Origin of the sequence: Paenibacillus sp. GCM10027627, from assembly GCF_042675505.1 — a bacterium.
GTDB lineage: Bacteria > Bacillota > Bacilli > Paenibacillales > Paenibacillaceae > Pristimantibacillus.
In genome coordinates this window covers 114838-138545 of record NZ_JBHTHB010000001.1, presented here as the reverse complement: position 1 = coordinate 138545, position 23708 = coordinate 114838, and the positions used below count along the sequence as shown (strand labels likewise).

Below are 23708 nucleotides of genomic sequence, written 5' to 3'. Positions count from 1 at the left end.
TTATAAAATAATAAACCAACTTTTACAATTGTTTCTTGCCGTCATTACTGCAAGTAAAGTTTAACTATAGCCAAATCCAACAAATGAATGCTGCGGAAAGAAGCTTATACTGAAAGAAATACATTGTAGGAGGAGATCGCATGAGAAACAGATGGAATCGCACCGCGCAAATGGATAAGGGGGAACACGATCCCATCAATTAAACGGTGTACCCCCTTATGTGTCGCAAAAACAACACAAAGGGGATATTCAAATGCGTTTTCCTATTCAAAAATTTCTTTCTTACTATAAACCGTATCGCGGCTTGTTTTTTTCCGTATTAGCCTGCTCCTTTATCGGGTCTGCCATTGCGCTCGCTTATCCGCTGCTCGTGCGGTATTTGACAAAAGACGTTTTGGAAGGGCCTCTAGCCAATGCGCTAATCGAAGTTTATTGGGTTGGCGGGCTCATGCTCGTTCTGCTTGCGATCCAAACGACCGGCAATTACATTGCAGACTACCATGGACATGCTTTAGGCGCCCGGATGGAAAGCGACATGCGCAGCGAGCTATTCGCTCATATGCAAAAACTTCCCTTCAGCTTCTACGATAAAGAAAAGACGGGAGGGCTCATGTCGCGGATTACGAATGATTTATTGCAGCTCTCCGAGCTGTATCATCATGGGCCTGAAGACTATACGAAATATTTCGTTCGTTTTATCGGAGCCTTTATTGTCCTGTACTGTATAGATGCTCCCTTAACGATCACTGTGTTTTGCTTTCTTCCGATACTCGCTCTATTCACCTGGCATTTTAACAAAAAGCTGAACAAAGCGATGTCGCAAAATAAGGAACGTATTGCTGGGGTAAACGCTCAGGTTGAAGACAGCCTAGCCGGAAGCCGCGTTGTAAAAGCTTTTGCCAACGAGGACATGGAAGTTGAAAAGTTTAACCGGGAAAATGCTCGCTTTTTGGAAAGCAGGAAAAAGACGTACAGAGCGGAAGCCCTCTTTTACAATAGTTTTGATACAGTGATTCAACTGATTACGATTACAGCCATTATTTTCGGCAGTGCCAAAATCGTCAACCGCGCGTTGGATTTAAGCGATTTGATTACTTTTTTGTTGTATATTCATTATATGGTGGAGCCTATTCAACGGTTGAACCATATGAGCACGCAGCTGCAGGAGGGTCTTACCGGCTTTCAGCGATTTATGGAAATGATGAACGTGCAACCGTCCATTAAAAGTAAACATGACGCTATTCACTTACGGGAAGTACGGGGTGAAATCGAGTTTAAACAAGTTTCCTTCCAATACAACGAACAGGCTGGAAAAGTTTTTGACAACCTTTCGCTTCATATTAAGCCGGGAGAATACGTCGCTTTGGTCGGTCCGTCCGGGGCGGGAAAAACAACTTTGTGCTCGCTCATCCCACGATTTTACGATGCCGCGGAGGGTGAAGTTCTCATTGACGGAGTTAACGTTCGTGATGCGGATATGCATTCACTGAGGAGAAATATCGGCGTGGTGCTGCAAGAGGTTTATCTTTTTTCGGGGACGGTTATGGAAAATATTCTCTACGGAAATCCAACCGCGAGCGAGGATGATGTAATGATTGCGGCCAAGCAGGCAAATGCGCATGAGTTTATAATGAACTTGCCCAGTGGCTATCACTCTGAGATCGGGCAGCGCGGTGTGAAGCTGTCGGGCGGACAAAAGCAGCGGCTAAGCATCGCTCGCGTCTTTTTGAAAAATCCGCCGGTTGTTATTTTTGACGAAGCGACAAGCGCCTTGGACAATGAAAGCGAAAGCTGGATTAAAAGATCGCTCGACTCACTGGCAAAAGGGCGTACAACGATCGTCATTGCCCATCGCCTTTCTACAATTCGCCATGCCGGACGAATTATAGTGCTGACGGAACACGGAATTGCCGAACAAGGCACGCATGAGGAACTGCTCTCCATGAACGGTGTTTATGCACACCTATATTCCAATTCATTTGAATGGCAAACGTAATGAATTTGGATTTAAAAAACGGCTCTCTCCTCTATGAAGGAGAAAGCCGTTTTCAACTACCTAGTATATTCCTCTATCGTTTTCTTATCGCTCATATATCTACCTTTATTCACTTCTGCACCCATGTAATATTCGTTATTAAATCTTAGCACTGTTCCCCAAACGATCAAGGCAATCGTGAACAGGCCCGCAATTGCAAAAGCAGCTTGATAATACTCTAAATAAAAACAGATAAATGAAGCGCTAATCGTTAATAACAACAGTATAGTTAACAACCACTTATTGCCCTTTTTCAATAGAACTTCCCCCTGCTGTATGCAATTATCTAAGTATAATTATTACATACGATGCGTTTTGTAAATGGTTGCGAAGAAAGGGCAGCTTATTTCATCAATGGACACCGTTTTTCACTCTATCAAACCCCAAATTCCATCGGGCAGCCAATACTTTCGTACAATGAGTACCACAACCAAAACAACTACCCCAATGATAATATTTTTTGTCATTTTTTTCATAGCAAGCGCTCCTTTGGCCCCTTATTTATCAAACCGTTTTTTTCCGTAAACAAGAAAGCATATCGCCACGGTAAGTACCGTCCACGCAGTCAAGTTAAGCAGCTGCCCCTGTATTTGCACAAAACCGCCCTTTTGAAAAAGTGCGCTTATCGCTTCCATAAATTGATACGATGGCAAAAAGTGAATACCCTCCATAAGAATAGGGAGATCGAGGCTCGGTACAAAAATCGGGCCAAAAATAAAAACGAGCAAAATAGGCAGGCCTACAATGGAAGACTCGGAGGCTGAACGGGCTATTAGTCCAATTATGGTACCGAGCGCCATAAAAATGAGAAGCAGCAGTAAAGCAAACAACGTCAAATAAACTAAATTTACATCTGGAACTCCGGACAGAAGCAAACAAACCGCCATAACAATGAGCGTAAAAATAGTTGTTGTTGCGCTTTTTCCCGCTAATACTTCCAGCTTGGTTGCCGGGGACAGCATAAGCGTGCGAAGCGTGTTTTTTTCTTTCTCTTCGGCGATCATATTGGCTTGGACAAATGCTCCTGTAACGGAGATCGCTACGAGAATAGGGATCGAAATGAGCGACAGCTCGGCCGTTTCATTATCCTTTTGCCTGAACAACACCGCAAGCAAAATAGGGATGCCCGCATTCATCAAAATTTGCGGATTCCGAACCGCATCCTTCCATTCTTTTTTTACAATCGCTTTTAAACGTCGAATCGAAAATGTCACTCCAGTCCCCTCCCCGTCAATTTTGCAAAAATGTCGCCAAGCGTAGGTTCATTGGAATGAATGGCAAGCAGGCTGCCGCTTTTGATCAATTCATATATATAGTCCGCCCCCGCTTCATTCTGCTCCACAATCTGTTTTCCATGAGAGGTCGTGACCGTGATGGAACGGTCTCCGTAATGCAATCGTAATGCTTGCGGTGTGTCCAAAGCGGAAATTTCTCCGTTGTTCAAAAAGGCGACACGGTGGCATAACCGCTCCGCTTCCTCCATATTGTGCGTGGTCAAAAAGATCGTCGTTCCGCGCCGGTTCATCTCCAGCAGCGTCTCCTGAATATGGCTTCTATTTACTGGGTCTAGTGCGGATGTAGGCTCATCCAGAAATAAAAGATCCGGCTCGTGCAAGATCGTTCTCGCCAGCGTCACCCGCTGCTTCATTCCTTTGGAAAGCCGGCCCACAATCGTATGTTGATCTTGAATAAGGTTTACAGCTTCCAGAACCTGCTTGATTCTTTGGATCGGCACGCTGTACAACTGGCAAAACAGCTCCAGATTGTCATACACGGTTAGCCGCTCATACATGCCGCTGTTGTCCGTCAACACCCCGATTTTGCTCAGAAAGCTAGAATGCCTGCTCTTTTCAGGATCGAGTCCAAACACCTTTACCCTTCCCGAGGTGCCAATCAACTGCGAAGTCAAAATTTTCACCGTTGTTGTTTTTCCGGAACCGCTCGGACCAAGAAAGCCGAATATTTCTCCCTGCCGAACCTCGAAACTGACTTTTTTGAGAGCTTGTTTGTTTTTGTAACGTTTCTCGAGGTTATGAACCTCAATGATAGACTGCAAAACGATCACACCTTCCCTTAACTGGTTTGGCTATTCAGCTCCACTCCAGATTAAGCGCAACTAGGAACGATGACCGCAAATTTACCGTGAAATGAGCTATTTTCAAGCTAAAAGCTGCTATTTTTAAGGTGAACGGTGCATACTCAAAGGCCAACAATCGTCTTCAGTTCTTCGAATTTTACTCTAGACAACGGAATTCGGGTCTTTTTTTCATCGCTCAAAACGAGGCTGTAGCTATTGCGGCTCCATACGACCAGCTCTGTCATGCAGTCCAAATTAACGATGTAAGATCGGTGGCAGCGATAAAAGCGGTAGCTCTTCAACTTTTCTTCCATTTCCGTTAGCGACCAGCCACATGCGAATTGGCCTCTCTTTGTATACAATTGCATAATCCCGTCATTGCTCTCCACGAAATAAATGTCGGCAGGATCGATAAATATATATTTATCGTCCATTTTGACCATTAGCTTGGAAAGCTTCACTTGACCCGCTGACGCCTCATCCTCACCGATTTCCAGCTCTTCTTCGTCCATACCCGTTTCCGTCTCACTGGATTCAACTTCAACTTGTCCCTGTAAAACAATTGGCGATAGAGATTCGCTGGTCAGCTTATAAATGTGACTGGATACGGATAGAGCCTGCTCAAGCGTTGAGCAAGTGACAAGTACCGCTTTGTCCTTGCGAGTCATGTCCGCAATCGCTTTTCTGACCATCATGCAGCTTTCCAAATCCAGGTTTTGCTCCGGGTCCTCCCAAATGACAAGTTCCGGCCCATGCAGCACGCTTCTCGCAAAGCTAAGCCGTCTTTTTTCAGAATAGGTAAGCCTGGCAATTTTTTCGTTTATTTTTCCTTCTAGACCAAACTGCTTAAGAAGCTCATCCATAGAGGATTCAACCTCATATAACTCAAACCAAAAACGCAAATATTGGCCTACTTTTAGACGCGTGTACAACCCTTCATCCAAACGGCAAATGCCAACCCCTCTAGCCGATTGCTGATCGATTACGGAAAGAAGCCTTTGGCGAAAGGAGATTTGACAACCGGAATATTGGACATCCCCCATTAAGGAGTCGATAAACATACGCCCGATGTCAAAGTTGCATTGAATGACCACACATTGCCCGGGGCTGATCTCAATCCTATTCGTGCCGACATTCTCGTTAACTGAATCCAGTTTGCTGCCAATCATCATAAAGGGTATCTCTCCCGTTTCTTAAAATAATAAAAGGATGCCGCTCACCTTATCGTGACAACATCCCCGCTATTTACCAAGCTCAAAAATCTCGTTTCTATTATATCACACTCTCTTAATCGCAGAAAAAAAGGATCCGCTCCGTCTATGACGTTGCTGGATCCCTTTTAAACTTTCTAAACTATTCCTTAATATCCGAAAGGAAAATAGAGTTGTCGGCCCTTATGTAGAGAACCTTTTTTGTACCAGAAGAGGAGGCATTACCCGGTATAATGGCAGATGAGTTAAAGCTATCGGTTGTTGAATAGTAGTAATCGTTTTTATCATCATTGTACCAAAAGGTAAACAAATTGGTTGGCGGATCGTTTTGATCCAGATTAATCTCCATATGGTGATCATCGTAATACTTCTCAGCACTGCAATCCGGCACATCGCATCCTTCACCGTGCTGTCCCGCTGTAACATTTATGCTAGGAAGGTCGGAAAAGATGACAGGGTTAACGCTCTCATTGTCCGCACTCGTTTCCGTATTCACAAAATACAAAGCTTTGTTCGTTTGATTTACAATGATAAACAGTTTGCTTCCCATAAAAAATCCCTCCGGTTTATTGTCATTTTTCATTTCGACTACAATCTCATCATACATCGCCAAAGCCCCCTTTTTCTTAATGGAATCTTAATGGACCTGCACAAAGGCAGTTCGACAATTTTTGCGATTATTTGCAGGGCAGGTTAGATAAAATGGCAGAAAAGAGGGGCGATAGACATGCAAAAAATGATGATTGTCGATGACGAATCAGACATTCGTACGCTGATCCGTTTTCATATGGAACGAGCGGGACTGTCCGTTATTGAAGCAGAATCGGGGCGGCAAGCAATTGAAATGATGCGGGATCATCAAGTTGAGCTCATGATTTTAGACTTAATGATGGACGACGGGAACGGGTTTGAAGTGCTTCAATATCTATCCCAGAAGGATTCCAAAACGATTGTGATTGCGCTTAGCGCAAGAAGGGAAATTCAAGACAAAGTGGATACGCTTGGACTTGGAGCGGACGATTACGTGACGAAGCCGTTTAGCCCGATAGAGCTGCTGGCCCGGGTTCAAGCCCATTTAAGAAGGCATCGTCCCCCATTGCCGGATCGGCCTGAAGTCATTCGATTAAGCAAACTGGTGCTCGATGCCGACAACTTTATTTTGCACAATGACGGACAGCGGCATGAGTTGACCCAGTACGAATGCGAGCTGCTGAAATTTTTTATGAAAAACCCCGATCGTGTATTGACGAAAAGAGACATCTATCGGCAAGTATGGAAGCATGAAAACTATGACGATAACAACCTGAGCGTATTTATGAACCGTCTTAGAGCCATGCTTGAGGAGTCCGCCCATTCCCCCCGCCATATTCACACCGTTCGGGGCGTTGGCTATCGATTTTCAGGTGATGGACTATGAAAAGCCGGACAAAGCTTTGGGTTATTATGCTGATCAGCGCCGTGGGCAGTTTGGTCTTATTTATGCTGCTGAGCCTTGTCTTTGGGAAACTATTGAATGCTGGTTACAGTTTACAAAAGCTGAATGCGATATCGCATGAAACTTTAAGTATATTGAAGCAAAAAAATGTTACGAGCAGAGACAATATTCAGCCTGTGCTGGATGAGATCCGCGTCCAACATCCTGTGCTGCGTCTGGAATGGCTCGCTTCAGATGGAACGATAATTTATGATACCTCCGGTAAATGGCAACGATATGATTTTACGCAATTGGCGAGCCGGATCGTAAATATGCCGAACAACCTTTGGGAAAACAACGAGGCGGTCACACTGGTTTATTCCCTTGACCAAGGCGGGAATACCTACTATTTAATTGTTAGCTTGCCAAGCGATGAGATGAAAGCGGGACAGCTTTTTTTTATGACACGCCATTTCGAGGTCGTCTATTCCATGGTATTTCCGCTGCTGTTATCCATCTTGGTACCGTACTTTTTATCCCTATGGTTTTTCTCCTCGATTAATAGGCGCATCCGCAAACTAAACCAAGCAATGGGCCAGTTCAATTTGCGAAGCAATTGCGTAGTGGTGGAAGATCGTTCGAAGGACGAAATCGCACAGCTTACCCGGCATTATAATTCAATGGCGCAAAGAATTCAGGCCCAAGCAAGCGAAATTGAGCAATTGGAGTATAAACGAAAGCTGCTGCTATCCAATCTTTCGCATGATTTGCGAACGCCGCTTACGATCATTTTGGGCTATGCCGAAACAATACGCGCTGGGGCCTATCAAGATGAAAATGAGCTGCAAACCGGCGCCAAAGTCATTTTGCAAAGATCCCGCTACATGGACAACCTGCTGGATCAGTTGCTGGATATCTCCCGGCAGGAAGCTGTTGAATTCGAGCTGCACCCGGCTCTCACAAGCGTATCCGAATTAATGAGAAAAATTGTTGCTGATTATTTGCTATTTCTAGACGAACAGGGCTTAATCATTGAAGCGGACATCCCTGAAGGGGAGGTCGAGGCGCTTATCGAGGCGCCTCTTATGGAACGCGCGATCCGCAATTTGCTGGACAATGCGATTAGATACGGTAGTGAAGGGCGGTTTTTGGGAGTCAGCCTAATAGAGGCGGAAAATCATATTTGCATATCTGTTATGGATAGAGGCAAAGGAATTGCTCCAGAGGAACAAACTCGGATTTTCGATCGATTCTATCGTGCGGATGCCGGGAGGAAAGGCGACGGTCTTGGCATCGGCCTCTCCATTGTTAAGGAAATAGTAGAGAGACATGGCGGTGATATTGGGGTGAAAAGTGTTCCCTATGAGGAAACTTTGTTTCTCATTAAGCTTCCGAAAGCCGATACTGGAGCGTCACAATTGAAGGCCGTGTAGGCAAAACATAGCTGCTGTCGTTCGGTCATAGCTATGCGTGTTTGGGGTGTGATCGCCCCGATTCCAGCTTCCACTGCATGGCCCTTACTTGCCTGGCCTTCACTGCCTGGCCTTTACTGCCTATCCTTACCACCTAGCATCCAGCGCTTTTATTGCCCAATCCAATTCCACATCCCGCGCTTCCAAAACTTGCATCCGAAACGTCTCCTCATTTGTTGGAATAACCATATCAGGCGCCGCTCCTCCCGCTCCTGTTCCATCTGCGTCGCCTTGAATTTGTTTCTGTCCATCCAATGACCGGCCGTCCGGAAACCGCACTACATAGCCTTCCGGCAGCTTGATTTCAATCGGGCTGCTCATAACGGCAAATGATCCTGCTGTCGGCGTAAAGCCAACAATTTGAACATTCGGCATACCTTTCATCAATAGAGGCATTCCTTCCCCGGTGCTGGCTGTATAGCTGTTGACGAGCAGCACCACTTCGCCATTCCAATGCGGCTTTTGGGGCTTCACGGTTACAATCTCATTTCGATTGATCTCAAATTTGCCGGTATAGCGGTTATAGTAACTGACGTATTCGTAATGAAGCGGCTTATTCACGAAATAACCGACCATTTCTGCACCAAGTTGATCTGAGCCTCCCGGATTGTTGCGCAAATCCACAATGATCCCTTTAACCCGCCGCTCTTGAAACGTTAGCAGCGCCTGCCGCATTTCTTGCTCTTGCGAGCCTCCCCTAGTATCCGGCAGAAAATGCTTCACCTTCATATAGCCGAAGCCGTTGTCCAGCACTTTGCTTTCGATTGGAGGCTCCGTCTCCAGTTGCTCTCTCGTCATCGCGGGTTTCGTGCGCTTCAACGTTTCGAACTGATCGTCGGCAGCTCTCCATTGCACTTTTATCGTCCCCTCTTCGCCCCAGTTGCGAAATTCAGCCTGAACTTCCCGGCCTACAGGCGCCCTTGCTAAAAATCTCCCTTTGTTTATATAGGTTAACTCGTTTGTTGCTGCGCTGTTTTCGCTCCATGCTACGTCGTCGTAAGCTTGCTGGGCTGGTTTCCCATCCCAAGTAAGCAGCTCCGCCCCGGGCTTAATGCCGCTTTGTGCTGCTGCGCTATTTTCCAAAACGAGATTGACGAGTACCTTGCCGTTATCCAGCCCGATAGTACTAATGCCGAACCCGCCTCCAACCTCGTCATAAAAAAATCGATTGCCGTTATAGAGGTTGTCGTTAATAATCTTGATATGCCCGTCCCTAAGTTCGGATAAATAGGACTTTAACGTTTTGTAATAGAGCGCAGCGTCCTTTCTCTGGTCCGCCAGCCGGAAAATCGGCTCGTAGTGCTCCTTAAGCTGTAACCAGTCTATCCTTTTCCAATCGCCAAAAGGGTACTCCTTCTCCAGCCTGCTGTTCATATTCGCAAAAGCTTTCGAATAACTAAGCTCGCTGAAATCGCTCGCAGGGTTGTATCGCATAGAGCCGGCATACGACAATGCCAAAACGATCGGGATAATGCCGCATAAACAAGCTGTTATTTGGAAGAAGCGGGCAAGAACGCGGGGACGCGCAGCACTGGAGCTGGAGCTCGAATTTTGCAAGTGTGACTGATGCCATTTTGGCCTAAGCAGTCGCCTGACAGAGAAGGCAAATAAAATAATCGTATGGGCGTAAAGAACGAGCGCTGGCAACGTATCGTTGCCAGTCAACAAGCTGGCTGCAACGATTGGCAAGCCGAAACTGGGGGCATAATCCATCCACCTGCGGCGGTTTTTGAATGGGATCGCGAACAACCCCAGTACAATCAATTGCAACAGACATAGTGCAAGTTCATAAACAGTCAACCATTTTAAGGAATCCATAATTCCAATCAAGCTCATGTTCTCTCTCCTCCGTTTCTTTTTTAAGGAGTATACGAAGGAAATATGAACGGAACATGAACAAAGTCGTGCGTTTCGAAGTACGTGAATGAGAAAAAGCCGCCATGCGTTCATGGCGACTTTTGAAAGTAGTATTTATAGCTCATAAAGTGCAGATGATCGTAGCTGTAGCTAAATCATCAATTGTTTTCCCTTTTATTATGTTTGTCTCTATCAATGGCTTCCTTAAGATGGTTGCGTGGAGGAATTTTTGAGTTGATATGGAGCAGCAAAAAAATAATGATTATGAGTAAGATAATGATCATTAGGACGCCCCCTTAATTATTGCATGTCATTTGAATATCTAAGCCGATGAGCTAACCTGAGTGTATCCGGGCAAAAAAACAGTTGCCGTCGTGCCGCTCGCTACATGGCTTTCAATCTCTATGCTGCCTTGGTGTAAAGCAACTATTTTTTTCACAATGGCAAGCCCAAGTCCGTTGCCTTCGCTTTTGCGAGACGCGTCCGCCTTGTAAAAGGGCTCAAAAATACGGACAAGCTGATCCTGCGCCATACCGATGCCGCTATCCGAAAACGTGATCGTATATCCATTACGAGATTGAATATGACGTAGTCGAATAGAGATGCTGCCGCCGCTTGGCGTAAATTTAATGCTGTTGCCGAGCAAATTGAGCCAAACCTGATTTAGCTGGTCGGGATCGGCCGATATTTCGGCGGGACGCGCCGGGAGGTCGAGGTTTAGTCTGATTCCTTTTTCAGACCATAAAGGTTCACAGCTAACGGCAGCTTGCCTAAGCTGCTCGTCGAGTCGAAACGGGCTGCATTTGAGGATTGGTTGATGGGAATCGAGCGATGCCAGCTTCAGCAAATGCTCGCCAAGTCGCGACAATCTGCGGCTTTCCGCAATAATAATATCCAAATAGGAAGCTCTTTCATGATCCGGAACAAGCGTGTTGTCCTTAAGCGCCATAGCGAAACCGGATATCGACGTTAAAGGAGTTTGGATTTCATGCGATACGTTAGTGACAAATTGATTGCGCATTTGATCCAGCCGCTGCAAGCCAGCCGCCATCTCGCTAAAGCTGCGGGCTAACGTGCCTAACTCATCCTTGCGTTTGTGATTCAGTATAATATCGAAATCGCCTTTTGCAATTCTTTTTGTCGCTTGCGTCAGTTTATTCATTGGTCTTACGATATAAATCGCCCCCAAAATAATAAACAAGCCGCATATGAAAGAAAAAAGAATCAAAAACGTAATGCCTAACCTAATCATTAAAGCCTCGTTGCGGGCAGATGGGGTCAAAAACAAAGCCAGCGTCTTGTCTCCCGCCTGAAACGGTATTCCTACATACGATTCGGACTCATTCGAACGGGAGTAATGAATGTGGCCATCCAGCACTCTACGAACCGTTTCCGGTGAAATCGCAACCTCTCCCGACTTCGAGTCCGCATATGCCTCAAAACGTTTCATCCCCGCTGGTTCCGAATAAAGCTGAATTGCATATTCCGTTAAAATAGACATGCTGCTCAAGTAACGATCAATATCAGGCGCAGGCGTTTGTTTATAGATGTCTATCACCCTTTCCGCGTTCGCCATCATATCCCGGTGATCCGCTCTTTCAAGTTCATTTTCGAACAGGATTAAACTTAAAAGGCCTGAAAGAAATAGAGCGATAAACATCGCAACTAAAAAGGTTAGCGCTACCCGGACATATAAGGAACGCATCATCGGCCCGTCTCCAATCTGTAGCCAATACTGCGTACCGTTTCTATTCGGAAATGCTTCGAGTCCGCCGCGAACCGTTCTCGTATTCTTTTGATATGAACGTCAACTGTACGGTCGTCGCCCTCATAGTCGCTGCCCCAAATGGCGAGTATGAGCTGTTCCCTCGTAAAGATTTGGCCGGGATAGCTGGCCAGCTTATAAAGCAGCTGAAACTCCTTAAGCGGCAGCATCACTTCATGCCCTCCACGAAATACTTTGAACTGCCGCTCATGCAAAACAATATCTCCTAGCTGTATCGTTTGAGAAGCGGCAATTCGGCAACGTTTCAATAGCGCTTTTACTCGCAAAACAAGCTCAGTCGGATCAAACGGTTTCGTGACATAGTCGTCCGTTCCCATACGAAAACCTCGTACTTTCTGCTCCTGTTCCCCTTTGGCGGTCACCATTAGAAGCGGCAGCTCGGGATTATGCCGACGAATCTGCTCGCATAGCTGCCATCCGTCCATATTCGGCATCATAATGTCGAGAATGACCAAGTCGGCACTCCTGCGCTCCAATGCCGCAACGGCCTCAATCCCGTCGCCCGCCTCCTCCACCATAAAGCCCTCATTCCGCAAATACAAGCCAAGCAGCTTTCGTATATTGTCGTCGTCATCGACGATAAGGATAGAAGTCATATTCGCTTTTCCCCCTTGATTGCGATCGGATTTGCTATTTTAGCTTAAAATGTAAATCCTATCAAAATCAAGCTGTTCGTTTAAAATATCATTAGCAAAAAAACACCCCCACTCAATGTGGAGGCAGTAAGGGGACGTTCGCGCTATAGGTTAACTGCTTTTACATTTATCAATATTCACCTGCTCGTCTCCCATAACATACAAATAAGTGCTCAAAGCATGATAGCAAGGAATGGAATGTTTAATCGGGTATAAAGTTGAGTTGATTTCAATGCCGGGCTCTATATGTCTATAACCGACTATATCGAGGGGAACTTTAGGAACAATGTCGGGCAGGTTGAAAATTCTCGCGTTAGGTATGCCTAAGTTTGTAAATGCTTCAACGAAGGTACGATCTCCGACGCGAGGCGAAGCGAAAGTGACAAGCTTGACGGCAACCTTTTGGCTTCCGGCAACAAATGCATGTAACGTAGCTAACGAGCTTCCAAGACTATGTCCGGTCACAAGGAGGCTTGTCCCTGCAGGCAGATCGCTGACTTGCGACATAAGCGACTCGGTTGGACGTCCATCATCGTATACAACTTTCATGCTGCGGTACAAATCTGTAAAACCCTTCTCCGTCTGCCCTGCGTTCGGGTATTCATGAAATCGCTCCAACGAAAACTCAAAATCGGCGAGCCAATCCAAAGGACTCTCTGTCCCTCGAATAACTACAGCTTGCAAGAGCGGATTATCCAATGACTCTGCAATAAAACCGGCAAACTCGATGTCGTTCCACTTCACTGATGCAGGGTCCATCGTCAAATTGGCGATGCGCTTCCAACCTGTAGGAAAATCGGCCGGTATTGCCGGATTTAAGGTTTGCTGCTTGTACATTTCGTATGCGACTGCCACAAATTTTCCCCACTGAATATACTCATTTACATTCGGCTCGCTCCCCAAGACCATTCCCCTTTTTTACACCCTATTTTCCCAATGAAACTAGGAATAATCTATCAATAGCACATCTAGTCGAAAACTGTCAATAAATGTAACGTTTTGAGTGCCGTTTTTTCACTTTACCTCTTCTCCTCGTTTGCCATAATCAAGAGACTACGCGATAGCTTTCATTCCATTTTTTTGAAAAAATGACTATTGTGAGTCATGGCTCTTTGAAGCATCTATGTTTTAATAATATTGCAACAAACAAAATTCCATAGAAGGCAGGGATGTCGTTATGAGTAATCACGATCACACTAGCCATGGTATGTCGGAGGAGCTTCTAGCCATGGCACAGCGAAATGAAAATGCCGCTATGCTGGTTTACCCAGGCATGACCGCTTTGGATTTGGTTGGCCCGCAATATGTATTTGCCTCCATACTGGGAATGAAGGTTCATCTTGTTTCCAAGTCTCTCAAACCTATACTATGCGATACCGGATTTTCCATCTTGCCGACCATGACGCTAAAAAAATGTCCGCGCGAGCTTACGGTGCTGTTTGTACCCGGCGGAACGGAAGGAACGCTAGCCGCGATTGAAGATGACGAGACACTCGCATTTGTCGCGGATCGAGGCCAGCGGGCAACTTATGTAACGAGCGTATGCACAGGCTCGCTTGTGCTTGGGGCGGCAGGATTGCTTCGAGGCTACAAAGCCACTTCGCATTGGATCGCACGGGAGCTGCTGGAGCTGGCGGGGGCGGAGCCTGTTAACGAACGAGTCGTTTTTGACCGTAATCGAGTTACTGGTGCCGGGGTGACGGCAGGATTCGATTTTGCATTGTCGCTAGCCGGGAAGCTTCGCGACGACAGCTACGCCAAGACGATTCAGCTGCTTGCCGAATATTCCCCTAAGCCGCCCTATCAATCAGGAACGCCGGAGGAAGCCGGGCCGGACATCACAAAGATGCTCACCGACATGACAGCTGGATTTATTGAAAAAGCAAGCGAGATTTTGCAGCGAACTTGCCGCCCATGAAGCCCATTTTGAACGTATACAATGCACAAGCCGCTGCCGCTATATCGGCTTCTCTCGACCCTCGCGTAAAACTGATCCAATCCTTGCTTGTATGCGCCATAATATTTACGTTAAATACAATATCCGCGAGTGTCATCCTCTTTTTCTTCATGTTGCTGTTTATGGGCCTGCTTCGTCTATTTAAACCATGTATCGTTTTCCTCATCGCCTACTCCTGCTTCTTTCTGGGCTGGCTATTCACCGAGCAAGCGGGCTTAGATGCCGTTTCCCTTTTTGCCGGTTTCCTGCTTAAATCCGTTCCTCTTTATATGATGGCTTATATTACGATTCGAACGATACCGGTACGCGATTTTATCACCGCCCTCTCCTCTCTCAAAATGCCAAAAGCCATTACCCTTTTGCTTACGGTCACGTTTCGCAGCCTGCCGTCCATTAGAAGCGAATTTAACTATTTAACTGACGCGATGAAGCTTCGCGGGATTGAGCTATCCTTGAGAAACCTCCTCTCGAGGCCGCTGCACCTATTCGAATATATTCTTGTGCCGCTGCTTATTCGTTGCTTAAAACTATCCGATGAACTATCCATGTCGGCGCTGACGCGGGGCATAGAAGCGCCCGGCCCGCATACCTCGCTTCGGAAGCTTCATTTTACTGCAAGAGACATGGCAGTGATGGCTTTCTCCATCCTTTTTGTAATTGGTTTAATCCAGCTTGATCTCCATTACCTTTATATCTAGAAAGGGGGATTGAAGTTGATCAAATTCCATCATGTTTCTTATCGTTATGGCGCTCACGCCGACTTTCAGTTAAAGGAGGTGGATTTGCACGTCACGGAAGGAGAGTTTGTTTTGCTGACTGGTGTAAGCGGCTGCGGTAAAACGACGTTGACTCGCTGCATCAACGGGATTATTCCCCATTTTCACGAAGGCGAGCTTCAGGGAGAAATCATCGTCGGCGGCCGTACCGTCCAAAATAGTGAAATCTACCAAATCGGTCAACTTGCTGGATCGGTATTTCAGGACCCTCGCTCTCAATTTTTTACGACAAATGTAATGGACGAGCTTGCGTTTGGCTGCGAAAACTACGGCGTTCCCCGCCACGAAATTTATTCGCGACTAGAGGAAGCCGTTACAGACTTGCGTCTGGAAGATATTACGCACAGCTCTGTGTTCAAGCTATCTAGCGGACAGCGGCAGCGACTGGCGATTGCTTCCGCTTATATGACAAAACCGATCATCTACGTGATGGATGAACCTTCGGCCAATCTTGATGCGGAATCCACCGAACAGCTCCGCCATATTTTGATGAAATTAAAGAAAGAGGGCTGTACGATTATTATTGCGGAGCATCGCCTTTATTACTTGCAAGACCTTGTCGATCGGGTCGTTTATATGGTGAATGGACGGATTGAACGACAATATTTACGACCGCAATGGCTGGAGCTTCAAGAGGAGCAATTGATGCGGATGGGACTTCGCAAAACACAAAACATGCAGATGGAACTTAGAGGGATACAAAAGACGGCTTTGGAGGAGCTAGCGTCAGGAGGTTTTAATGCTCCGCAAGAAACTGGAGATGATGGAACAAAGCTAGAAGCGAGAAACCTTTCTTTTCGATATAAAAACGCCTCCCCCGTACTTCAAGAGGTTTCCTTCGAGGCCAGGGCGGGGGACATTATTGGAGTGGTTGGAACGAACGGAGCGGGCAAAACAACGCTGGCTAAACTAATGTGCGGACTTTTGAAACCTAGCAATGGGCAAATTTTGTTGAACGGCAAGCCGCTATCGGAAAGGGATCGGAGAAGGGCATCCTACTTCGTTATGCAGGATTGCGATTTTCAGTTATTCGCAAGCTCAGTGGAGGATGAACTTCGTTTAGGCAACGGGGAAGCGCCCGATTTGGATGAGCGCGTTGAGCTGGCTTTGGATTCGATGCACCTAAAAAATGAGAGAGAGCGCCATCCCGCTTCGTTATCCGGCGGGCAAAAACAACGCGTTTCCATTGCGGTCTCTCTCGTTAAGCAATCGGATATTCTATGGTTCGACGAACCGACAAGCGGGCTGGACGGCTTTCATATGAGAGGGATGTCGAAAGTGCTCCGGCAACTGGCGGCTTCGGGAAAAATAGTGCTGGTCATTTCGCATGATGCGGAGTTTCTCGCCCTGACATGTACCCGGCTACTCCATCTCGACCAAGGCAAAATCGTACCATAATGAACGCGAGGGGGCTATTCATGAAGACAAAGGATTATATATCGCTCGGATTACTTAACGCTTTATTTATTATGCTCCTGTTCGTTTTGCTGTCCACCGTAGGATCTATACCGTTAGTTTCGTTGTTTTTTACCGTATTTTTGTCGCTGGCGTCGGGCGTTATCTACTTGCTTCTGGCAGTAAAAATTCGCAAACCGGGCGTTTTCCTATTGTCGGCCATTTTGCAAAGCCTCGTTCTGCTGCCTTTGTTTGGTTTTAACATCTATATGTTTCTGTTTGACGGAATGTTGGTGATCGGCGGATTGCTGGCGGAGCTGGCAGCGAAACCAAGCGCGTATCGTTCTTTGAAAGGAGTCGGCGCGGGTTTCGTGCTGTACATGGTCTGCTTAACATTCGGGTTTTGGGGGCCTATCTATTGGCTGACCAAATCGTACTTCACCAGCTTAGGGGAATATGGAAGGTTAGGGGAGCTATTTGCTGACTTATCTGGCTGGCTTGTCCTCATCATTATAGCGTCAACCGCTATCGCAGCCATTGCAGGGTATTTGTTTGGGATAAAACTGCTGAATAAACATTTTCGGAAAGCGGGGTTGGTTTGACTTTAGAGGGTGCCGATTGTTCAGCCTTAAGGCTGAATACGTAGAACTGCCTTTTATGCTCAAAAAACACGTCGATGATCGGCGTGTTTTTTTGCGCTTAAAGATTTTGAGACTCGGCCCTAATATAGACTACGATGCGCTTTTACTTTGCCTGTACATTAAATAAATAAAAAACGGAGCACCCAAAAGGGCTGTAAATATGCCTGCCGGTATATCCATAGGAACAAAAACGGTTCGGCCAACCAGATCGGCGAGCAGCAACAACAATGCGCCTATGATAGCCGAAGCAACGATGACGGCGCTATTATGAGTCCCGACTATTTTACGAGCGATATGGGGCGCCATCAGTCCTACAAAGCTGATTCCGCCTGCGATTCCTACAGCAGCGCTAGCTAACATCACGCTTAAAGCTATGAACAGAAACCTCTTCCTTTCTACTCTCACACCTACGCCTGTTGCAATCTGATCGCCAACCTCTAATATGTTCAGCGTCCTCGATTGAACTAATGCGAAAAGCCCGCATACGATGACCCACGGCGCCAATACCGCCACATCACTCCATGCAGCACCATACACGGTTCCCGACATCCAGCCTAAAGCTTGTGAGATTAAATAGATAGGCCCTGCTAGTGTAAAATAAACCGTTATCGCAGCAAATGCGGCTGAAATCGAAATTCCGATCATCGCCATTCGGAGCGGCGAGCTTCCATTTTTCCATGCTAGCATATACGTTAAGGCTGAAGCGGCACAGCCTCCCGCCATAGCAACGAGCGGCAGCCATCCGACGCTTATTTGACCATTCAAAATGGTGATGCATGCCACTACCGCCGCTGTAGCCCCGGAAGTCGTCCCCATTAAATCAGGCGATGCCAGCGGATTTCGGACAAGCGCTTGCAAAATCGCACCGGAAATAGCCATAGCCGCTCCTACTAATACAGCAGCCATAATACGCGGCAGCCTCAGATCAAATAGAATAAAATGATGCGTCTTCTCGCCCATTCCCATTATTGCTTTTAGAACATCCAGTACAGGCACATGTAAACTGCCGAGCCCTACACTCAGTATAATTGCCGCACACAGGAGCAGAGCAAGCAGCCCTATTTTCAAAGAAACGAATCGTTTGTTAGACTTGGCCAATCGTCTTCCTCCTTACGAGCGCAACCACAAAAAAGACGCCTAATATGGCAGTTGTTACACCAACAGGCACTTCTTTGGCCGGGAGCAAAAAGCGGGATAACAGATCAGCCAACACTAAAAACGCCGCACCTAACACCGCGCTGAAAGGCAACACCCATCGATGGTCATTTCCAATTATCCAACGTGAAATATGCGGAATCATAATGCCAACAAAACTGATGGGACCGGCTAAAGCGACGCTTCCCCCCGCCAATACGACCACAACCACAATCGTTGCCACCCTTATCCAGACCATACGTTGTCCCAGTCCTGTTGCGACATCGTCTCCCATTGCCACAATGTTGAGAGAACGGCTCATGAACAGAGCGATTACCCATGCCAGGACAAAATAAGGCAGCATTTGCAGCGTATACTCCATATTGCTGTTAGACACCGAACCTGCCAGCCAATACAAAGCGCCTTCCAATGTTTCATTGCTAATGAGCATAAATAGAGAATTCATAGAAGCAGTAAAAGACGCCAGAGCTGATCCTGTTAAAATCAGCTTTAATGGCGTCATGCCCCCTTTGCCTATCATTGCGATGATGAAGATTAGACAAGCCGTTATACCTGCCCCGATAAAACCAAACCACATCAGCTCCGAGAAGGAAAACTTAGCGCCGTATCCATACAACATAGCAACAATAGCCAAAGCGGCGCCTGCGTTCACTCCTAATATGGAAGGAGAGGCTAACGGATTTCTTGTCATCGCTTGCAGCAAAACTCCGCTTATCGCTAAACTTGCTCCTATAGCAGCAGCGGTTAATGCGCGAGGCACTCTCGATGTTCGTATAATGAGCTGCTCGTCACTGCCAGTGAATGAAGTATACGCACCCATTACCGTGGCAAAATCAAAGCTTCTATGTCCAAAAAGGACACTTGCAGCGGCGGCCGCGACAAGCAGCAGCCATGTTGCAACAAATGCTAGAGCTTTTCTTTTGTCATTGGACAAAAGAGAATCCATTGCTTTCCTCTCCTTCTTTTATTATGAGATAGTCATCAATTAAGGTTGGATTTTCTCAAAGTATTTTTCAATATCGGCTACGAGCAGTTTAGCTGCAAGGATGCCCCCGGCAGAATTCCAAATCGCTTCATCGACCTGGTAGCTATGTCCATTTTTATTCACATTCATATTTTGAGCAATCGGATCAGCGAGCCATTCTTTTGCCGTATCGGAAGCAGCCGTTTCTCCACTGCGATCCGATGCAAAATAGAACAACACATCGCCATCAAGCACACTGATCTGCTCCTTCGTCATTTCTTCAGCGAATTCTTCTTTATTTTGAGCTTCCGTTCTCGCGAATCCCAATTGGTCTAGCACAACGCCGGCAAAATTTTGTTTGTAGTACACTCTAGCTTTACCCGCTTGGAAACGGGCAAGAGATACTTGCAATTTCGTTTTGTCGCCCAATCGAGCTGAAGTTTCATCAACCAATTTATTGAACTTAGCAAGAGCTTGCTCGCCCTCTGCCTCTAAATTCAAGGCTTGCGCGTACAAAGTGAAATTTTCGATCATGCTGTCGCCGAGATTTTCCGTCATGACCGTTGGGGCGATTGCATTTAGCTGCTCATAGATCGCCTCTTGCCTAACCTTCGTACCGAGAATTAAATCCGGCTGCAAGCTTGCAATTAACTCCAGATTCGGCTGTGTCTCATCGCCAACTACTTCAACGTCGTCCATTTGATCTTTAATATGATCATACCAAGGATCGCCGATCCAGGATTGAACCGCTCCAACCGGCTTAATTCCCAGTTCCAGCAAAGTCTCCGTCCCTTGCGTTGTGAGGACGACCACTTTTTTAGGCGTACCTTTAATGGTTGCCTCCCCCATCGCATGGGTAACCGTTCTTGTCTCTGGAGCAGCTGTAGGCGCCGGCGACTGGCTTGCAGTGCTGCCAGCATTATTTGGCTTAGCTTCATTATTCCCACAAGCAGATACTATTGTTAAAATCATAACCATTAACGCCGCAATAAACAGTTTTGGTGAAGCCTTCAACTTTTTCACAATTTCACTCCTATTTTCAATAATGAGTATCATTATCAATATTTGATGAAAAAAATAGATACATAACTTACCCGATGCGCATTCGGTTCTGCAAATGATACAATGGTAACAATAATACACTTTACGCCTCATCACAATAGATGGCAGCCGGAAATGGACAGATTAAAGGAAGTGTAACCTCATAGAAAATTTCATTGCAGGACAATCGCAATCCAAAGAATGGATTACCCTCTCTCTTCTTTATTTGATGGAAACGAAAGCTTATTCAGATATAAAAATGACAGAGATCGCCAAAAAGTCCGGTTTTGCTAGACAGACGATCTATCGTCATTATCAGGATAAGGATGATATTTTGTATGAGTATTTGTGTCATCAGTATCATTTTTTTGATGATGAGTTAAGTGAGGGGCCGCTTGATAAGGGGCTTAACGCTGGGGCTATTGGCGAAGATGTGTTTGTGTCCTTTTTTCAAAAATGGCAGCAATACATGACCGAACCGCTTCTATATAATATTCATCTGGCCGATCGAAAAATTAGGCAAATGATATATAGAAGCTTGGAATATTATATTCAAAATAAATATGCCGATTTTTTTATGACGCCTGAGCCGTTAAAAAGCGAGCATTTTACTTATGCTTTTCGTTCTCTTGCTTCTCTCATGCATAGTTTATTGATTGAATGGACTCTTCAGCGCTTTAAGCAGACGCCAGAGGAAATGGGCAAGCTGGCTTTTCGGCTTACCGAATCGGTGCGGGGGTATTGTGCTGAGATTTCTGTAGAGCGGCCTTTGAATGGACGCTCGTCATAGTAAAAGAGAAAGCCCGCTAAACACTCGGAAACGATTGTGTTTAGCGGGCTTTATATTTGCTTAATACATGCTTACATTTAAGCTTAACTAGTTCGGCTTCAATATGACTGAGATCATTTCAGCAAAACACTATCACTGTCCATACAAATGCAGTCAAAAAACTGGCCAAGATTGCCGTTCCAAGTCCGATCAAAAAAACTCCACCCACGCTAAGCCATGTTTTCTTGTTATTTATGAAGTAACTCAGAATTAGAAGGATAATAGGGTATGGAGCTACTTCCAAAAAATCAATTACCGGAGAAGGTAACTTGAACATTAAAAATTTTCCAATTCCCAAGTAAGCAATAAGGAACACGTAAACTATTCCAAACAATATGGATAACGTAATCATTATAATCCATTTTTATTTATTCACTCTTTTTGCTCCCATCTATGATGCTTAAAAGTTCTATTAACAAACCAAAGAGATACGGACCATGAAAAGAATGACTTAAACCAGTCAGCTATTTCAGTTCATACCCTCAAGAGAGACCGATATAAGGTACCGCAGGCTTCACGGCCACATTGATTTCAACCCACACTCTCCTATCGGAGAGCGACCCTGCCGTCAAATGAAGACAGAGCAAACATCATACTTCAATTCACACTCTCCTCGCGGAGAGCGACAAGAAGCTATCACCCTATGTCTGCACGTCATTAAATTTCAATCCACACTCTCCTCACGGAGAGTGACGCGCGTTCAATTTGCCTATTGCACGCATTGCAATATTTCAATCCACACTTTCCTCACGAAGAGTGACTTTGTCGTTGTCCTTCATCGACCAGTACAGCAGAATTTCAATGCACACTCTCGTCACGAAGAGTGACCCAGTCCGGGAGTAGTTGTTCATTGCTACAGTCGATTTCAATGCACACTCTCCTCACGGGATGCGACGTGCATGCGGTACGATGAGGAGACCTTCGACGCATTTCAATCCACACATCCCTCACGAAGAGTGACTATATGAGCGCCTATGATTTCTGGAAATGCATTATTTCAATCCACACTCTCCTCACGGAGAGTGACCTTGATATCCCAAAGCACCCTGGATGCTGTTGAATTTCAATCCACACTCTCCTCACGGAGAGTGACTGAACCATTTAGCGGATCTGAGGACATCGGCATATTTCAATCCACACTCTCCTCACGGAGAGTGACGACGATTTTGACCATAGCGGAGGTGAGGAGGAAATTTCAATCCACACTCTCCTCACGGAGAGTGACGGGGCAAAAAATCCCGGTGCAACAATGGTTGGATATTTCAATCCACACTCTCCTCATGGAGAGTGACATCCTTTTTAACATTCGTATATTTCAAGTCATTAATTTCAATCCACACTCTCCTCATGGAGAGTGACGTTCTGTTGTTGCATAATCGACATCGTATAAATTATTTCAATCCACAATCTCCTCATGGAGAGTGACTCCCATTCCGTCTATTAGGCCGTTAGCCAGTGTATTTCAATCCACACTCTCCTCATGGAGAGTGACAAGAGCGTGGAGGCCGCTTTCTGCGGCCTTAAATATTTCAATCCACACTCTCCTCACGGAGAGTGACTAGTACTGCCTTTACAACAATTGGCGACATTATCATTTCAATCCACACTCTCCTCACGGAGAGTGACAGCTTTCGTCAAAGCGATCCACATTTAAAAGGTATTTCAATCCACACTCTCCTCACGGAGAGTGACAGGAAGTAGAGCCTTTTTGTTGGGAGAAATCCTTATTTCAATCCACACTCTCCTCACGGAGAGTGACCATACTCCTCCTTTCACCATTTAGCCCTATTGGATTTCAATCCACACTCTCCTCACGGAGAGTGACAGGAATATCGTATGTTCCCGCGCGGGCGGTTGCGATTTCAATCCACACTCTCCTCACGGAGAGTGACGGGATACCACAGCGATAAGCAACAAAAACAAGGATTTCAATCCACACTCTCCTCACGGAGAGTGACCCCGTACATCACAACAATGCCGGGCGAAGGACTTGATTTCAATCCACACTCTCCTCACGGAGAGTGACTGACTCCGTTTGAGTGGTGGGCAAACAGTGTTGGATTTCAATCCACACTCTCCTCACGGAGAGTGACCCGAAAGTATGGTCTATACCGTTGTTAAGCCGCAATTTCAATCCACACTCTCCTCACGGAGAGTGACAACACAACGGGGCCGCATACGGTACTTGCTGAAATTTCAATCCACACTCTCCTCACGGAGAGTGACTCGCGCTCATTCTGCGTATTCCGCTCAAACAAAAATTTCAATCCACACTCTCCTCACGGAGAGTGACTTCGTCATTTTATCGTCTCCTTATCGTTGATTTTATTTCAATCCACACTCTCCTCACGGAGAGTGACTGGCGTGACCGGCACTTATAAGCGGAATTATCTCATTTCAATCCACACTCTCCTCACGGAGAGTGACCTTGTCCGTTCCTCTTGTTTCGGATTTAGTAATTAT

20 protein-coding genes and 1 CRISPR repeat array (1 of these 21 running past the window's edge) are annotated in these 23708 nt (G+C 46.0%); of the genes, 8 read left to right on the top strand and 12 right to left on the bottom strand.

The annotated features are described in order from the left end of the window. Positions 1-253 precede the first annotated feature (253 nt). Positions 254-1996, top strand: coding sequence for an ABC transporter ATP-binding protein (locus tag ACFQZE_RS00605; RefSeq protein ID WP_379352569.1), 1743 nt, complete (start codon positions 254-256; stop codon positions 1994-1996). 56 nt (positions 1997-2052) lie between these two features. Here the strand turns inward: ACFQZE_RS00605 and ACFQZE_RS00600 are convergent, their stop codons facing one another. From ACFQZE_RS00600 to ACFQZE_RS00580, 5 genes are all read right to left on the bottom strand, one after another. Further along, on the bottom strand, positions 2053-2292 hold the full coding sequence (locus ACFQZE_RS00600; RefSeq protein WP_379352567.1) for a hypothetical protein: 240 nt from the start codon (positions 2290-2292) through the stop codon (positions 2053-2055). 240 nt (positions 2293-2532) lie between these two features. After that, the gene (locus tag ACFQZE_RS00595) at positions 2533-3249 is read right to left on the bottom strand and encodes an ABC transporter permease (RefSeq protein WP_379352565.1); all 717 of its coding nucleotides are present in this window, start codon (positions 3247-3249) and stop codon (positions 2533-2535) included. Continuing rightward, positions 3246-4091 (bottom strand): ABC transporter ATP-binding protein, encoded by an 846-nt coding sequence (locus ACFQZE_RS00590; protein WP_379352563.1) that lies wholly within the window; start codon positions 4089-4091, stop codon positions 3246-3248. The genes ACFQZE_RS00595 and ACFQZE_RS00590 overlap by 4 nt, the downstream gene beginning before the upstream one ends. 143 nt (positions 4092-4234) lie before the next feature. After that, complete coding sequence (locus tag ACFQZE_RS00585; protein WP_379352561.1) at positions 4235-5284, bottom strand: LytTR family transcriptional regulator DNA-binding domain-containing protein; 1050 nt, start codon at positions 5282-5284, stop codon at positions 4235-4237. A 181-nt stretch (positions 5285-5465) separates the two neighbouring features. After that, entirely contained in the window at positions 5466-5930 is a 465-nt protein-coding gene (locus tag ACFQZE_RS00580) for a hypothetical protein (protein WP_379352558.1), read from the bottom strand. A gap of 120 nt (positions 5931-6050) precedes the next feature. On the opposite strand from ACFQZE_RS00580, the gene ACFQZE_RS00575 reads away from it, so the two are divergent. Beyond that, on the top strand, positions 6051-6740 hold the full coding sequence (locus tag ACFQZE_RS00575; RefSeq protein ID WP_379352556.1) for a response regulator transcription factor: 690 nt from the start codon (positions 6051-6053) through the stop codon (positions 6738-6740). Then, on the top strand, positions 6737-8170 hold the full coding sequence (locus tag ACFQZE_RS00570) for a sensor histidine kinase (protein ID WP_379352554.1): 1434 nt from the start codon (positions 6737-6739) through the stop codon (positions 8168-8170). The genes ACFQZE_RS00575 and ACFQZE_RS00570 overlap by 4 nt, the downstream gene beginning before the upstream one ends. Positions 8171-8296: 126 nt before the next feature. Here ACFQZE_RS00570 and ACFQZE_RS00565 read toward each other — a convergent pair whose 3' ends face one another. The 4 genes from ACFQZE_RS00565 to ACFQZE_RS00550 all read right to left on the bottom strand — a co-directional run bounded on the left by ACFQZE_RS00565 (position 8297) and on the right by ACFQZE_RS00550 (position 13390). Beyond that, positions 8297-10045: a S41 family peptidase gene (locus ACFQZE_RS00565; RefSeq protein ID WP_379352552.1), complete on the bottom strand. Its 1749-nt coding sequence runs from the start codon at positions 10043-10045 to the stop codon at positions 8297-8299. A gap of 343 nt (positions 10046-10388) precedes the next feature. Continuing rightward, the gene (locus tag ACFQZE_RS00560; protein WP_379352549.1) at positions 10389-11774 is read right to left on the bottom strand and encodes a sensor histidine kinase; all 1386 of its coding nucleotides are present in this window, start codon (positions 11772-11774) and stop codon (positions 10389-10391) included. Then, positions 11771-12448 (bottom strand): response regulator transcription factor, encoded by a 678-nt coding sequence (locus ACFQZE_RS00555; RefSeq protein WP_379352547.1) that lies wholly within the window; start codon positions 12446-12448, stop codon positions 11771-11773. Before ACFQZE_RS00555 ends, ACFQZE_RS00560 begins: the two co-directional genes overlap by 4 nt. A 150-nt stretch (positions 12449-12598) precedes the next feature. Then, positions 12599-13390: a lipase family protein gene (locus ACFQZE_RS00550; RefSeq protein ID WP_379352544.1), complete on the bottom strand. Its 792-nt coding sequence runs from the start codon at positions 13388-13390 to the stop codon at positions 12599-12601. 325 nt (positions 13391-13715) lie between these two features. Here ACFQZE_RS00550 and ACFQZE_RS00545 point away from each other — a divergent pair, with 325 nt between their 5' ends. From ACFQZE_RS00545 to ACFQZE_RS00530, 4 genes are read left to right on the top strand one after another with little or no spacing between them, the layout of a single operon-like run. Continuing rightward, on the top strand, positions 13716-14405 hold the full coding sequence (locus tag ACFQZE_RS00545) for a DJ-1/PfpI family protein (protein ID WP_379352542.1): 690 nt from the start codon (positions 13716-13718) through the stop codon (positions 14403-14405). Further along, positions 14402-15142: an energy-coupling factor transporter transmembrane component T gene (locus tag ACFQZE_RS00540; RefSeq protein WP_379352540.1), complete on the top strand. Its 741-nt coding sequence runs from the start codon at positions 14402-14404 to the stop codon at positions 15140-15142. The genes ACFQZE_RS00545 and ACFQZE_RS00540 overlap by 4 nt, the downstream gene beginning before the upstream one ends. A 15-nt stretch (positions 15143-15157) precedes the next feature. After that, positions 15158-16618 (top strand): ABC transporter ATP-binding protein, encoded by a 1461-nt coding sequence (locus tag ACFQZE_RS00535; protein ID WP_379352538.1) that lies wholly within the window; start codon positions 15158-15160, stop codon positions 16616-16618. A gap of 20 nt (positions 16619-16638) precedes the next feature. Then, complete coding sequence (locus ACFQZE_RS00530; RefSeq protein WP_379352536.1) at positions 16639-17217, top strand: MptD family putative ECF transporter S component; 579 nt, start codon at positions 16639-16641, stop codon at positions 17215-17217. Positions 17218-17346: 129 nt separating this feature from the next. Here ACFQZE_RS00530 and ACFQZE_RS00525 read toward each other — a convergent pair whose 3' ends face one another. From ACFQZE_RS00525 to ACFQZE_RS00515, 3 genes are read right to left on the bottom strand one after another with little or no spacing between them, the layout of a single operon-like run. Next, the gene (locus tag ACFQZE_RS00525; RefSeq protein WP_379352534.1) at positions 17347-18354 is read right to left on the bottom strand and encodes a FecCD family ABC transporter permease; all 1008 of its coding nucleotides are present in this window, start codon (positions 18352-18354) and stop codon (positions 17347-17349) included. Beyond that, positions 18341-19357, bottom strand: a complete 1017-nt coding sequence (locus ACFQZE_RS00520) for a FecCD family ABC transporter permease (RefSeq protein WP_379352532.1) — start codon at positions 19355-19357, stop codon at positions 18341-18343. Before ACFQZE_RS00520 ends, ACFQZE_RS00525 begins: the two co-directional genes overlap by 14 nt. A gap of 39 nt (positions 19358-19396) precedes the next feature. Further along, the gene (locus ACFQZE_RS00515) at positions 19397-20353 is read right to left on the bottom strand and encodes an ABC transporter substrate-binding protein (RefSeq protein ID WP_379355433.1); all 957 of its coding nucleotides are present in this window, start codon (positions 20351-20353) and stop codon (positions 19397-19399) included. A gap of 292 nt (positions 20354-20645) precedes the next feature. On the opposite strand from ACFQZE_RS00515, the gene ACFQZE_RS00510 reads away from it, so the two are divergent. After that, positions 20646-21206, top strand: coding sequence for a TetR/AcrR family transcriptional regulator (locus ACFQZE_RS00510; protein WP_379352529.1), 561 nt, complete (start codon positions 20646-20648; stop codon positions 21204-21206). A gap of 633 nt (positions 21207-21839) precedes the next feature. Further along, positions 21840-23708: a CRISPR direct-repeat array (repeat unit 33 nt; unit sequence ATTTCAATCCACACTCTCCTCACGGAGAGTGAC) (it continues 163 nt past the right edge of the window).

Excerpts from the sequence above, each read along its gene's own strand:
- ACFQZE_RS00580 (WP_379352558.1), bottom strand. The coding sequence starts at position 5,930 with ATGTATGATGAGATTGTAGTCGAAATGAAAAATGACAATAAACCGGAG.
- ACFQZE_RS00555 (WP_379352547.1), bottom strand. The coding sequence starts at position 12,448 with ATGACTTCTATCCTTATCGTCGATGACGACGACAATATACGAAAGCTG.
- ACFQZE_RS00605 (WP_379352569.1), top strand. The coding sequence starts at position 254 with ATGCGTTTTCCTATTCAAAAATTTCTTTCTTACTATAAACCGTATCGC.
- ACFQZE_RS00570 (WP_379352554.1), top strand. The coding sequence starts at position 6,737 with ATGAAAAGCCGGACAAAGCTTTGGGTTATTATGCTGATCAGCGCCGTG.
- ACFQZE_RS00545 (WP_379352542.1), top strand. The coding sequence starts at position 13,716 with ATGGCACAGCGAAATGAAAATGCCGCTATGCTGGTTTACCCAGGCATG.
- ACFQZE_RS00575 (WP_379352556.1), top strand. The coding sequence starts at position 6,051 with ATGCAAAAAATGATGATTGTCGATGACGAATCAGACATTCGTACGCTG.
- ACFQZE_RS00530 (WP_379352536.1), top strand. The coding sequence starts at position 16,639 with ATGAAGACAAAGGATTATATATCGCTCGGATTACTTAACGCTTTATTT.
- ACFQZE_RS00510 (WP_379352529.1), top strand. The coding sequence starts at position 20,646 with ATGGAAACGAAAGCTTATTCAGATATAAAAATGACAGAGATCGCCAAA.
- ACFQZE_RS00540 (WP_379352540.1), top strand. The coding sequence starts at position 14,402 with ATGAAGCCCATTTTGAACGTATACAATGCACAAGCCGCTGCCGCTATA.
- ACFQZE_RS00515 (WP_379355433.1), bottom strand. The coding sequence starts at position 20,353 with ATGGTTATGATTTTAACAATAGTATCTGCTTGTGGGAATAATGAAGCT.
- ACFQZE_RS00585 (WP_379352561.1), bottom strand. The coding sequence starts at position 5,284 with ATGATGATTGGCAGCAAACTGGATTCAGTTAACGAGAATGTCGGCACG.
- ACFQZE_RS00565 (WP_379352552.1), bottom strand. The coding sequence starts at position 10,045 with ATGAGCTTGATTGGAATTATGGATTCCTTAAAATGGTTGACTGTTTAT.
- ACFQZE_RS00520 (WP_379352532.1), bottom strand. The coding sequence starts at position 19,357 with ATGGATTCTCTTTTGTCCAATGACAAAAGAAAAGCTCTAGCATTTGTT.
- ACFQZE_RS00560 (WP_379352549.1), bottom strand. The coding sequence starts at position 11,774 with ATGATGCGTTCCTTATATGTCCGGGTAGCGCTAACCTTTTTAGTTGCG.